Annotated in this window: 11 protein-coding genes; 4 read left to right on the top strand and 7 right to left on the bottom strand. The window is 38.0% G+C overall.

The features are described 5' to 3' along the window. The first annotated feature begins 9 nt into the window (after window positions 1-9). Window positions 10-1,377 carry a RagB/SusD family nutrient uptake outer membrane protein gene (locus MUB18_RS04010; RefSeq protein ID WP_248755037.1) on the top strand — a complete coding sequence of 456 codons (1,368 nt, stop codon included), beginning with the start codon at window positions 10-12 and terminating at the stop codon, window positions 1,375-1,377. Window positions 1,378-1,450: 73 nt separating this feature from the next. Here the strand turns inward: MUB18_RS04010 and MUB18_RS04005 are convergent, their stop codons facing one another. The 4 genes from MUB18_RS04005 to MUB18_RS03990 all read right to left on the bottom strand — a co-directional run bounded on the left by MUB18_RS04005 (window position 1,451) and on the right by MUB18_RS03990 (window position 4,748). Beyond that, window positions 1,451-1,801 (bottom strand): hypothetical protein, encoded by a 351-nt coding sequence (locus MUB18_RS04005; RefSeq protein WP_248755036.1) that lies wholly within the window; start codon window positions 1,799-1,801, stop codon window positions 1,451-1,453. A 26-nt stretch (window positions 1,802-1,827) separates the two neighbouring features. Then, window positions 1,828-2,568: a MauE/DoxX family redox-associated membrane protein gene (locus MUB18_RS04000; RefSeq protein ID WP_248755035.1), complete on the bottom strand. Its 741-nt coding sequence runs from the start codon at window positions 2,566-2,568 to the stop codon at window positions 1,828-1,830. Window positions 2,569-3,117: 549 nt separating this feature from the next. Next, window positions 3,118-4,056: a hypothetical protein gene (locus MUB18_RS03995; protein ID WP_248755034.1), complete on the bottom strand. Its 939-nt coding sequence runs from the start codon at window positions 4,054-4,056 to the stop codon at window positions 3,118-3,120. After that, on the bottom strand, window positions 4,053-4,748 hold the full coding sequence (locus MUB18_RS03990; RefSeq protein WP_248755033.1) for a hypothetical protein: 696 nt from the start codon (window positions 4,746-4,748) through the stop codon (window positions 4,053-4,055). The genes MUB18_RS03995 and MUB18_RS03990 overlap by 4 nt, the downstream gene beginning before the upstream one ends. A 363-nt stretch (window positions 4,749-5,111) precedes the next feature. On the opposite strand from MUB18_RS03990, the gene MUB18_RS03985 reads away from it, so the two are divergent. Next, window positions 5,112-6,146 (top strand): hypothetical protein, encoded by a 1,035-nt coding sequence (locus tag MUB18_RS03985; RefSeq protein WP_248755032.1) that lies wholly within the window; start codon window positions 5,112-5,114, stop codon window positions 6,144-6,146. A 35-nt stretch (window positions 6,147-6,181) separates the two neighbouring features. Beyond that, complete coding sequence (locus MUB18_RS03980) at window positions 6,182-6,490, top strand: hypothetical protein (RefSeq protein ID WP_248755031.1); 309 nt, start codon at window positions 6,182-6,184, stop codon at window positions 6,488-6,490. A 132-nt stretch (window positions 6,491-6,622) separates the two neighbouring features. On the opposite strand, the gene MUB18_RS03975 is transcribed toward MUB18_RS03980, so the two are convergent. From MUB18_RS03975 to MUB18_RS03965, 3 genes are all read right to left on the bottom strand, one after another. Further along, a complete protein-coding gene (locus MUB18_RS03975; RefSeq protein WP_248755030.1) occupies window positions 6,623-7,987 on the bottom strand; it encodes a Gfo/Idh/MocA family protein in 1,365 nt (454 codons plus the stop codon). A gap of 228 nt (window positions 7,988-8,215) precedes the next feature. Beyond that, a complete protein-coding gene (locus MUB18_RS03970; protein ID WP_248755029.1) occupies window positions 8,216-9,181 on the bottom strand; it encodes a transporter in 966 nt (321 codons plus the stop codon). Window positions 9,182-9,189: 8 nt separating this feature from the next. Beyond that, window positions 9,190-10,914, bottom strand: a complete 1,725-nt coding sequence (locus MUB18_RS03965; RefSeq protein WP_248755028.1) for an amidohydrolase — start codon at window positions 10,912-10,914, stop codon at window positions 9,190-9,192. A 304-nt stretch (window positions 10,915-11,218) separates the two neighbouring features. Between MUB18_RS03965 and MUB18_RS03960 the strand changes: the two genes are divergently transcribed. Then, a complete protein-coding gene (locus MUB18_RS03960; protein ID WP_317233185.1) occupies window positions 11,219-12,370 on the top strand; it encodes a retropepsin-like aspartic protease in 1,152 nt (383 codons plus the stop codon). Window positions 12,371-12,432: the final 62 nt, after the last annotated feature.

The raw sequence follows: 12,432 nt of genomic DNA, 5'->3' as shown, positions 1-12,432 counted from the left end.
TGAATATATATGATACTTATAAAAAATAATATAATCAAAGTGATGGTAGGATTTCTGATCCTATTGCTCGTTTCTTGTAGTAAATATTTGGATATCCAGTCCAACCATGGACTAGTGGTACCAACTAAACTTGAAGATCTGCAAAAGTTGATGGATGATACGGGTATAATGAATCTTTCCTATTCCTCATTTGGAGAGGCATCTTCCGATGATTATTATTTGAAGCAGTCGATTTTCGATAATTTGATCGACTATGCACAAAATACCTACATCTGGAAAAATTATTACAGAAACTATCCTAATGACTGGTCTTCGGGTTACAATGCAGTCTATAATTGTAATCTTGTGCTGGATCGGCTCAAGTCTATTTCGGTAAATAGTGTAGATGAATCATTTTACAACGAAGTTAAAGGTTCGGCGCTCTTTTATAGGGCAAGTCAGTATCTGTACTTGTTGTGGACTTATGCGCCAGCATTTATAGAAGGAAAATCTAAGGATGATTTGGGTATTGTTTTACGTAATTCTTCTGATTTTAACGAGATCTCCAGTCGTTCTACTGTCGTAGCATGTTATTTAAAAATTATCGAAGATTTAAATGCATGTATAGATCTTTTGCCAGAGAAGTCTGCACATACCCTACGCCCCAATCGATATGCAGCAATGGGGATGCTTGCACGTACGTATTTGTCAATGCACAACTACGATCAAGCTTTGCTTTATGCTGACAAAGTACTAAAGAAATATCCAGAACTGATGGATTACAATAACCTGTCTGAGGTAAATGTAGATGCCTCCTTTCCATTTACGATATTTAACAAGGAAACTGTATGGTATGGAGAACTGATGTCCAGTAGCAACTTGACGAGCTCTCGTGCTTTGATCGATACGTTACTATACCGATCATTTGATAGTAACGATCTTCGAAAGAAGGCGTTTTTTAAAGTTGCACCTGACGGTACAGCAACATTTAAAGGGAGTTATTCCGGTTCAGCAAAGATGTTTACCGGTATAGCTATTAATGAGATGTATTTGATACGTGCAGAGTGTAATTTGAGATTAGGCAATAGGGAAAAGGCTTTGGATGCTTTGAACTATCTGATGAAAAAACGCTACAAAACCGGAATTTTTAAACCTTACAGTTCAATTGATGAAAGGGAAGTGCTAACAATTATATTAAAAGAGCGTAGAAGAGAATTGATTTTTAGGGGCTTGCGGTGGATGGATCTAAAAAGGCTTAATGCAGAAGGTGCAGAAATTGTTATACAGAGGAATGTTAACGGAGAAATACAAACGTTGTTGCCAAACTCGAACGCCTACGCACTTCCATTGCCAGACGATATTATACGTTTGGCTGGGATAGAGCAAAATCCACAATAGAAATATTTGATAATAAAGAAGGAGCCCCTACCTTTGTCACTTACAAAAGTAGGGACGCCCTTCTCACCTTTTTTTAATCCTTATTGATTGGATTAAAAGGACTGCTACTAGATCCTCCTGTCCGGGAAGGAATATAGTTGCTACCCGTTGTGTTTGTCGCTCCAAGTTGTATTTTGGAGGGATCTAACTGATTTGAAGCATTTAGATCTGACTCATCAACAACTTGAGCACAAGCCATAACGTTTTCTGTGTTACAGTCTTGACCATTTGTGGTGGTTGTCCAACGAGATTCGTCCTGCACTTCCGTTGGACTTTGGGAATTTCCATGGAAGTAAATAGTGACAGGGCTTAATTTTTTCCCTGAATAAACCTCAGCACTTTTAAATGCTGAAAAACCGAAAATCATGGCTCCTCCTAATATCATGTAGCCATAATTGTTTAAAAATTTGGTTAGCATACTGCTATCCTCCTTTCTGTATTGCAGACCAATAACTGGTTAGTAATTGTACCGGCCTGCAAACCTTTGGTAAAAAATTGTCGGTACGGTTCTAAGTACCGATCATATGTGGAAGCCAGTAAGCCTTTTAAGGGGCTCATGACGGTATTATGCTCTTGATCATATAGGCTGTCCGGTGTATGCCAATGATTTATTGCCCGGATATGGGCTGTACTATTGTAGGTATAGGAACTAATGACAAGAAAGCTGATCAAAAGCAGGGTAATGCTAGTTTTAATATTTGAAGGTGTCTTGTCAGCACTTCTATAAAATGATTTATTTAATACCCATCCAAGTATCGATAAGGCTAGGATAACGCTGTTGATCACGAGATGGGTGTTCCAAGTGACGTTGCTCAAAAAGCTGCTGCACATGCATGGTTTCTGCTCATACACATCTAATACACCTAACGCGATATAGACAGTGAAGACTGAAATAAGTAGTATTGAAGCTTTCCAGCCCCAAGATTGTACTTTCTGTGATGGAAATGCTAACAATAAGCCTAAACTTACTTCTAATACCGGCAGTAACCAGAAAAGTACAGGTGCAAGATCGCTGATAATGGGCTGCTGGGTAAGTGCGATCTTAAAAGCATGGAGCTGCCATACTTTGTCTATACCGACATAGATCCAAAAAAGGAGCATAACTATCCGTAGTAGCCCATATATTATATTGATGTTTTTATTAGTGTCCATAGCGTCAATTATTTATTTATGCTGTTTTACTATTTATTTCCTAACCGTTACTATTTATAGCAGGCGTTTTACTATTTATTTTTAAAAACAGGGCGCCACTATCCTTTACTCCCCGTTGTGACGGGGCGACCTGTTTAAGCGTCAGCTTCTGCTTATTCGTACGCTTCAAAACAAAAATAATATGGAAAAATGCTGACCGTAGGGGTAGTGAAAGCTTGTTTTTACCAGGTGATATACGCTTTAAAGGGCTTTTGAATGGGTTGGGGGGTAATGGAAAGGAATTTAGGGGATTTTGCCTACTTGATGATTTCGGGTATCAAGATCAATTAGGCTACTTTTTTCAATACTATTTCGCAAGAATCGTAGGGGTAATGGGGGTATCCCCCTACTTTTTTCATATTTAACTGCGTAAATCAGGAAATTTTTTATGTAATGCGCTCCGCATGACCATTAATATTTGATCAATGTTTGCGGCAGCTTCATATTCTGCAGTTTTATCACTTTTAGTTAGGCTATGTGTTGAAAGTAATTTTCCATCCTTGGTTTTGATCAATTTAGAGAATTCATAGGCCACTTCTTTTTTTCTGAAGATTGCGTGACACCGGCTTTGACGCATAGATCCATCCAGAGCGTAAGCTCTTTGCCATTTAAGTTACTATGGAGGTATTGTTCGACTTGATCAATGGCTGCGTGGTGTGATCCTTTGGTTGTAGTTTGGACATATTCGCACATCAGTTTGAGTAAACTGGTGCTATTGTTATTGTAAGCAAAGCCCCGGATACAGGAGAAATGTTTGGGAAAGCGCAACAGGCCATCCATAAAGTATGGATCGTCCACATACATTTCTTTCCAGCGATTGAAAAAGCCCATATGGTTAAAATTGAAGTTGATCATCAATACCAAAAAGCGAAATTGCCAGTTTTTATTGCTGCGGTCGTCTTTGGCTAGTTGGTGCAGTGCATCCACAAACTGGATGATATAATCTTGATGACGATATTGGATATAAGGGATCTTACCCTCTTCAAAAAGACTGTTAATTGCGGAAAGGATTTCGTCCAGGTATACCTGAGGGATGTGCTTGCTCGCTAATTTGTCAAATATGCTGTGGATATGGTTCTCGACATATGTCCTAATCTTGTGCTGATAATGACTCGGAAGGGCTGTACTGGGATCGATATCATTTTTAAACAAAAATTCAATCCGTTCGAGCAGTTCTTCTAGGGCTGATAAAGCACTGCGATCTTCTATATTTCTATCCAAACAGAAGCTATTGAGTTTCTGGTGCAGACGAAGTAATTGCGTGTGGTATAAGCGTACCGCCTGACGGGCGGTATCAATACTACCCACCTGACTGTAGGCGTGCAAGGACTCAGAAAAATTATCGGAACAAGCTACTGAAATGGAATATAACCGAGATGGTATTTCCTTTGCGTCTAGACGTTCGAGGGTTTCTACCTGTAGTGTAAGGGACTGTAGACTTACGATCATTTATACCTCCTTTTGATATCTTTATGGTACCAGGGCCAGCCGTATGTACCTGGGTGCACCTGCAGTATAAGTGTATCACCTTCTTTGCTACGCTCATGCAACCTGGGATTGACATCCATAGAAACATGGTGATCTTTACCTTCAAGATGAAATGAAAACCATAGTTCATGGATATCACAACAGGCTGGGCATTTTTGGATCACGACTGCTGGAATATGTACCGATTTTGCATTTGGTATATGTTGACAGTTATTCAAGATCAGGATCATACGTATATACCAGGTGCAGGTAATAATCATGATCGGAAATTGAATACAGCAAAGCTTGATCAGGTTTTTATTTTTATAACATAAGAAATATGCAAGGCTGCATAGACCTAAAGCTAAAGCTATTCCATATTTTAAAGCGATCCAAAACGGCTGTGAAACCAGTAGCAACTTATAGTGCAGACGATCAAAAACTGAAATACTGCTGATCATCATGCAGATAAAAAAAATAAAGAAAAGCTGCATCACGACCTGATGACTACGAATCTCCAAACAAGGAATCAGCAAAACAAGGATGCCAATACTGTAAACCTGTAAATAGAATGTTGATGCTAAAAAAAGTCCATACCATGTGACTAAGACTGCTAGTATGATAAGTATATAATTGCGACTGAACAAGCTGAAATTTTTGTTTATTATTCTCATAAGCAGTGATTTATATCATTTGTTTATTGTGAATTAAAATTACCCATAAACACAGCTATTATGTCTAAATGTTATATATATTTCAATAAGAGCATATTTTTTACATTAAGAGACTTCTTTTCCCAATAAGAACCGGAATTGCAACAGCGAAGGGATTTGTTTTTTTGATTTAAGATACTTATTGCCACTTTCTGATGAATAGGTTTGCTACGTTTTCCTAATTAAGTATACTGCTTATCGAAATATTGGCTAAATTTAGATAACGAAAAATTCTTACTAACAAGAAATTTCATAATACACTGATATCATAGCTGTTTAATAATTTAGCAGCTACGGGGCAGTGTGCGATTAAAACTATTAATTATGAAAAGTAGCCAATTGATCATGTATCCCAAGGGTACGGAAGTAGACGTGCATTATCCAGATTTTATTTGGTTATGTATTGCTTCTTTTGCCTTTGGCGGTGTATGCTGGTATCTGGGTTACCTTGGGGCTGCTGCTGCCTGGCTTGAAAACACCTCGATCGTTGTCAGCTATCTGTTTTATGTATTGATCGTATTCCTAGCTTTCTTTTATATCCGGGCATTGATCATCGTACTTGATAGAAAGCAGAACTGGTTACTGAATCCACAAAAACGTTTTGCTACCCAACTTTTCACTTGCTGTTTACTGCCTACACTATTTTTATTTGGGGTGATTAGACCTGTGGCTATACCGAAGGATGAGTGGCTCTGGCTTCCGCTATTGGTCATTTTTGGTGGTGTCCTGTTCTTTAATATCTTGTATACAAGCTGTTTTTTTGTTGCTCTCGATCATAAAAGGAGGTGCTCTATTCTTGAATTAGAGCGGATGGTCCTGCATCGGGATCTCAAGATTTCAATTCTTAATGAACAGTTACAAAGCATGTCATCGATTGAAAATGAGGCCGAAGAAATTACTGTGGCAGAGGGGGCTGAAACGGAAACGGATCTAACGGAAGAAATAGATCTTATTCGTGTAAAATCAATCGATCCAGAGCAGGAGGAATTTTTACTCAACAACAGATTTCTCACTCAAAAAATTATGTATTCCGAACTAGGTCTATTTGCATTTGAGAACAATAATAATACGCCGATCGTACAGCTTTACCTAAAGACGGACATGGGTGAGCCTATAGCCTGTGAGCAACGGAGCTTAAATGAAGTGGTACGTGACACAAATGGATTTGTACAGAAGATAGGCCGCTATCATGCAGTAGCTGCCGATATGATACACGCTTGCAATCTCTTGAAAGGGGGAAGGCTTCGGATTGTACTGAAAGTTCCTTTTGAAGGGAAGGTCGATTTTGAGGTATCAGCAAAAATTGCTAAACGTATCAAGGGCTGGGTTATGCTTCAGGTGCCTATTGAAAAGGAATAATTTACTGAAATATAAACATTTTAAATGAACAGATCATGGAGACAGCAAAGGGGAGAAGATGGAAATGCCGTGCAACTGGAAAAGTTGGATTTCCATCAATGATCGAAGCACAGGGGGCAATGCTCCAATTTAAATTCAAATCACGGATTAGAAACAAGACGGACGGTAAGCGTATCAGACATCGGATGGGAAAATATGCTTGCAAGAGAGCTTATTATTGTAAGCTCTGCAGGGGATATCACATCACCAAATGGGATACCACTCATTTTAATAATTACAAAACTAAAGTGGAATCTTGGGAGATACAGGATATTCATAGAAGTTGGAATTATTTAATGGAATAGTCTTGTGAGCGGGATTGTGCCGAACAAATTCTCAGTTGTTTCAATCTCTTTCATAAATTTTAAATATAAGTTCGGCAAAAATTAATATAAATTGCCGAACTTATATTTTATCCTTATCAAGGATTTAATTAGTTATCCCAAAAACGGATGTTGCCAAGGTGCCCGATAAGGTCTTCTTAATAATTTGGTCGCTTCTGGATCGTCCACACATATTTTTTTAATGGGGTCATAGACTATTGGTCGCTTCAATTGCATGGATAGGTTTGCTAGTATGCAGCTTGCCGTTGAGATATGTCCTTCTTCAATATCTGCCACTGGGAGATGGTCATTTTTAATCGCCGATAGTAGATTGAGCATATGCTGCCGAGTCGCAGGAGCGGTGTGCAATTCGATTCCGGGCTCATTCAGATCTGCTGGAAATTTTTCTTTCTCAAAAACGACATCCATACCAATGCGCTCTCCTTTACCAACTGGAATAAATTCATATTTCATGACACTTCCTTTTAGTGTCCCTTTATCTCCATAGATAATAAATGCCCATGGATATTCTGGATCTGCAGGTGTTCCCCATGTTCGATGTTGCCATATACAGTTTAGATCATCATATTCAAAAATTGCCGTCTGTGTATCCGCGATATTGGATTTCCCTTCTTTCTGAACGTAAATTCCTCCTGTTGCACTGATCTTTTTAGGCCATTTGAGCTGCAATAGCCAGCGGACAGTATCAAACATATGCATACCCATATCACCGGTGATACCATTTCCATACTCCATGAATGTTCGCCACCATCCACCGTGCGGCAAACCGTCATATGGACGTAAAGGAGCAGGACCAGTCCACATCTCATAGTCAAGGAAATCTGGAATAGCTTCCAATGGTGGATTGCCATTTTTTCTCATATGGTAATAGCAGCACATCTCGACATGTGATATTTTACCGAGTAATCCCTGATCGATAATACGATTTTTTGCATCAATGAGATGGGCAGTGCTTCGTCGCTGTGTACCTACCTGCACCTTTTTATTATATTTTCTTGCTGTACGGAGGATGGCTTCACCTTCTAGGACATCGATGCTGACTGGTTTTTGGAGATAGAGGTGGGCACCCGACTGAATGGCATCAATCGCTTGTCGGGCATGCCAGTGATCTGGCGTGCCGATCAGCACAAGATCCAACTGATTTTCTGCAAGCATTTTCTTATAATCATTATAAAGCTTTGGAACCTTTCGTGATATTTGGCGCTCACTGATCAATCTTCCTGCTTCTTGTAGATGTCTGCTGTCGACATCACACAGAGCAACTACATCAATATTATGGACTTGCATAAGTCTAAAAAGATCACTTTTGCCATACCAACCCGTGCCAATTAGTCCTACGCGCATGTTTTTATTTTGACGAGCAAAAGCTAGTCCGTTAGCATGCAATGCAGATAATGTTAAAACTGCGCTCGTGCTTTGAATGAATTTTCTGCGGTTTAGATTGAAGTTCGCCATCATGAATTGGTTTATATATTGTTCGCTATGAGAAAAACAAAGAACTCAATATAATGATTATTTGGCGATTATTTCTCCATAAATTTATTTTGATGGTCTTAAGATGGAAATTTAAATATAGTTCTACATAAATATTTAACATGATGGTTCATATGGGTATAGGACATAAAAGGTTAGAGGGTCAAGCTATATGAAAGGAACGGCGCGATAATAAAGTTTTAAGGGCGATTATTAATGGTCAGCACTTTTTGAAGGTATTAAAATATTAACACCAGCCTGTACAGCCATTCCGCCAAAGCGACTTTCTGTTGCAAAATTCTGTGTGATACGTGCCATTGCACCAATCTTTTTAGGTACAATCCAATAAGAAACAAAACCGCCTATACCTGCTGTTTGATCAGATAAAAAACTCCCCTCTGTACCTTTGTCGTCCGATACTTGCTTAGTGTAGTGCCCAAAGACGCCAACTTCGTCACCACGGCTGTTGAGTACATAAGAACCTCCCATATCAAACGTTAAATGGCTCCCCTCTTTGAAGTCAGTATCTTTTTGCCACTGATTAATCTCTAATGTTGGTGCAATACTCAGATTGATTTTGGGTTGCGGTTTGTATTGTAAAGCTCCACGAATATTATGCGACCAGTAACCATGCCCTCCATTATCTAGGCTATTGTGTTCATATTTTCCCGTTGGAGCCCAAACACCATAATTTAAAGCATATTTAAAATTTCCGTCTTTCCAGGATAGCCAAATCGGTTGGATGTACATATCACCAAAACCGAGACTTTTGTTGGTGAAATTATAGCGGCCAGCCCCTGTTTGTTGCGAATAATAATCTAATGCAATACTTGCTGTAGGACTGTTAAGGGTAGGAATAATCATCATACCCCAGTCCGCATTCAAGATTTTACCTTTGCCACCATAAATAGCCATTAATATGAAGGAGTGGGTTTTGACATTTTGCTCGATATTAAGGGTCGTTGGATTATGAGGTGTCGGATTGATCAATTGATCTGATTTATTCCCCTGTTTATTATAGTAGTTCATATTGGCATAACCATACCATACCGGAATAATAAAACCCGCATGAGGAGCAAAATAATCGTTTGGATTAAAGGATGAACCATTGTAATGACCCTGAGCAAAGCTGCTGAGGCTGATCAACAGTAAGAGTATGACATTAATTATTTTTTTCATAATTATACCTATCTTTTAAATACTGTTTTACCATTCTTTATTGTTTCTTGTACCTGTATCGACCTCAACTCTTTTGGATCTATGGTTAATGGGTCTTTATTGAGTATCACCAAGTCAGCGATCTTGCCAACTTTTAAAGAACCTTTGGTATCTTCCTCTTGGTATTGATATGCCGCATTGATGGTGATCGCCTTTAGCGCATCGATCACGGGTATGCGTTGATCAGCACCGAGTACCATACCCGAACGAGTTATTCTATTCACTGCAGCATATACACCGGTGATCAAATCTGGCGGCGTCACAGGAGCATCGTGATGGATGGTAAATGTTATTCCAGCATCTTTAGCCGCTTTTGCAGGACTGATAAATGCTGCTCGCTCTGGACCAAAAACACTATTGTAGTGCCAATCACCCCATAGGTAGGTATGTGCCGAAAAATAAGATGGTATTACGCCAATTTCTTTAATTTTAGCAATATGGTCTGGTCTACTATTTTGCACATGAATGAGGGTTGCTCGAAGTTCAGGTTTATAGATTCCTTCCTGTTTCAATTTTCCGATGACACGCAATGCTTGATCAATCGCAGCATCTCCATTGACATGGAGTTGGGCCGTGATATTTTTTGAAAAGATTGTTTTTAGATCTGCGTAGAGCACTTCATCTGTAAATATTGGAAAGCCTTTATAATCTTTGCTTTGTCCCTCTGGAGGAACGAGATATGGTTGTGTCAACCAAGCCGTCTTTCCTTGTGGCGAACCGTCATCCGAGAATTTGAATCCACCAAATTTGAGTCCGTTTTCATACTTCATATAATGCGGTAAAAACGATTGCCATTCCTTTTTATTTGCTTCAAAATCGGGGAAATAGACAACATCAGCTTTGAGTAGTTTTTTCGCAGCCGCTTCACGGAGCAAAGTAAGTCCTACCCCCATGGTTCTTCCATCGCAAACCGTAGTCTGCCCATAGCTAAACCATTCATCTTGAGCAGCCAAAAAATCTTTCATTGATTGCGGGAGGCTATCTGTTTCAGGAGGTTTGGGAAGTAATGCCGTTAGTTTCATCAATGCGGTAAAACTTGCATTTTCTTCCAGTTTTCCATTTAATCGATTCGTTTTTGGATTGCGTCCATAATGGCCTCCTTGAGGATCTTTTACATCTTCCGGGATCTGTAATAGTTTGAACATCGCCGTGTTGATCACACTCGCGTGACCGGAAGCATGGATAACGATAATTGGATTTGAACTGCTGACAGCGTCGAGTTCTTCACGCGTAGGATGGCGATGCTCGGTCATGATGGCATCATCATAACCATTACCCAGCACAGGAGTCGTTGCATCTAATTGATGCTTACTGATATAGTCTCGCAATGTCGTTTGTAAGTCTGCAATACTATTTACCTTGCCATATGGGCTGGGAGAAAGATCTACCGCTTGTGACATACCGGCACGCGAAGTGATATGACTATGTACATCAATAAAACCAGGCATGAGCGTTTTATTTTCCAAATTGACCTCATTCGTATTGGAGCCAACGTATTTCATAGCTTCTTTTTTCGTTCCCGCAAAAAGTATTTTTCCATCTTTTACTGCTAATGCTTCCACTTGAGGAATAGTGTCTTCCATCGTTAATATGGGACCTCCATAATAGAGGGTGTCTGCATCATTTTTTACATTTTTGCAACCGGCTAGTATACAGACAAACAAGATCACATTAATATTGTACTTTTTCCACATAACACCTATTGTTTAAAATCTATCGGTAGTTTTTAATATAAACTGTTTTTTACTTTTAATGTTTGAAAAATTGTTTGTGATGTTTGATGGACAAAGTTGGTGTTGCTTATTACCCTAAGTTGCGTACTCCTAATCAAGATGGCGTAATGAGTATTATTATGATTCTGATTAAGAGTTTTTTTAAGTATTTGTTTGCTTTGATTTTATTGTTTATTAATATTTCTTAATGATATATTTGATATCTTTATTATTCAATTAAACCTAGCCATTATGATTAAAATATACTTTTTTTTTATTTAGCTTAATTTTTTCATATAGTCATTCACAAGATCAATTTACATTAAGTGAGGGTTTTACTACACAGAAATCTTATTTTTCTGAAATCCATTATATCTCTGTTAGAGATAAAATAATTATTAAGGCATCTATCAATGGTAAGAATTATCGCTTTATTTTAGATACTGGAGCGCCTACTATGATTACAAGAAAAGTGTTCAATGAATTAAATCTTGCTATATTAAAAAAAATATCAATTAATGATGCAAATGATAAAAAGGATAGTTTAAGTATAGTGAACTTAAATAAAGTTGTATTAGGTGATATTATTTTCAATGATGTACCTGCTTTAATAGCGGAAGATGCATTTATTTTTGATTGTCATCAAGTTGATGGCTTTATTGGTAGCAATATGCTAAGAAATACGATCATAAAGTTTTTAGCAAAAGATCAAAAACTCATTATAACGGATGACGGAATTAAATTGTCATTAAATAAAAAATATGCATCTAATTTGTTTTTAACACCATCACAAAGTTCTCCCTTCTTTAAATTGAAAGTTAAGGGTAAAGATACTGGAAGTATTGAGTTACTTTTTGATACCGGGATGGAGGGCATGTTTGATTTATCTTTAAAACACTATGCCGTTCTTGAAAAGGAAAAAATTTTTGATGAATTGGCTGTTTCAAGTGGCTTAGGGCCATTTGGTCTTTTCGGAAGTGGAAACAGCACAGCCCAGTATCTACTTCGTGTACCAGAATTAAATATAAATGGTACTATATTTAGAAATGTATCTATTCAGACCACGTCTAATTCCAACTCTAGAATAGGAGTGGAATTATTAAAGTATGGGACTGTAACCTTGGATTACAAAAATAAAAAATTCTATTTCGAACCATTCAATAATACAATAGATCTGTTGAGAATGCATTTTCCAATATCATTTACTATTAAAAATAATAAAACTATTGTTGCAATTGTTTGGGATAGCAATCTAAATAGAGAAGTCAGCCCTGGATATGAATTGATTGCGGTCAATGATGTAAATTATAGGGATATCGACCCTTGTGATCTACTTATAAAGCCACAAATTTTTGAAGGAAAAACCATGGCTATTTTGACATTAAAAAATTCAGATGGTGTCATCAAAAAGATATCTATGAGTAAAAGTATTCAGTGATAACTTCATACCTCCGGAATTCTGAAAACATAAATAACAACATCCATCAAACGATGAATACT

Origin of the sequence: Sphingobacterium sp. PCS056 (genome assembly GCF_023273895.1) — a bacterium.
Lineage (GTDB): Bacteria > Bacteroidota > Bacteroidia > Sphingobacteriales > Sphingobacteriaceae > Sphingobacterium.
Note: the sequence above shows the minus strand (reverse complement) of the source record. Positions and strands in the feature narration are given on the sequence as shown.

What these genes read in the sequence shown, in the direction of transcription:
- MUB18_RS04010 (WP_248755037.1), top strand. Translation starts at nt 10, where the DNA reads ATGATACTTATAAAAAATAATATAATCAAAGTGATGGTAGGATTTCTG.
- MUB18_RS04005 (WP_248755036.1), bottom strand. Translation starts at nt 1,801, where the DNA reads ATGATATTAGGAGGAGCCATGATTTTCGGTTTTTCAGCATTTAAAAGT.
- MUB18_RS04000 (WP_248755035.1), bottom strand. Translation starts at nt 2,568, where the DNA reads ATGGACACTAATAAAAACATCAATATAATATATGGGCTACTACGGATA.
- MUB18_RS03995 (WP_248755034.1), bottom strand. Translation starts at nt 4,056, where the DNA reads ATGATCGTAAGTCTACAGTCCCTTACACTACAGGTAGAAACCCTCGAA.
- MUB18_RS03990 (WP_248755033.1), bottom strand. Translation starts at nt 4,748, where the DNA reads ATGAGAATAATAAACAAAAATTTCAGCTTGTTCAGTCGCAATTATATA.
- MUB18_RS03985 (WP_248755032.1), top strand. Translation starts at nt 5,112, where the DNA reads ATGAAAAGTAGCCAATTGATCATGTATCCCAAGGGTACGGAAGTAGAC.
- MUB18_RS03980 (WP_248755031.1), top strand. Translation starts at nt 6,182, where the DNA reads ATGGAGACAGCAAAGGGGAGAAGATGGAAATGCCGTGCAACTGGAAAA.
- MUB18_RS03975 (WP_248755030.1), bottom strand. Translation starts at nt 7,987, where the DNA reads ATGATGGCGAACTTCAATCTAAACCGCAGAAAATTCATTCAAAGCACG.
- MUB18_RS03970 (WP_248755029.1), bottom strand. Translation starts at nt 9,181, where the DNA reads ATGAAAAAAATAATTAATGTCATACTCTTACTGTTGATCAGCCTCAGC.
- MUB18_RS03965 (WP_248755028.1), bottom strand. Translation starts at nt 10,914, where the DNA reads ATGTGGAAAAAGTACAATATTAATGTGATCTTGTTTGTCTGTATACTA.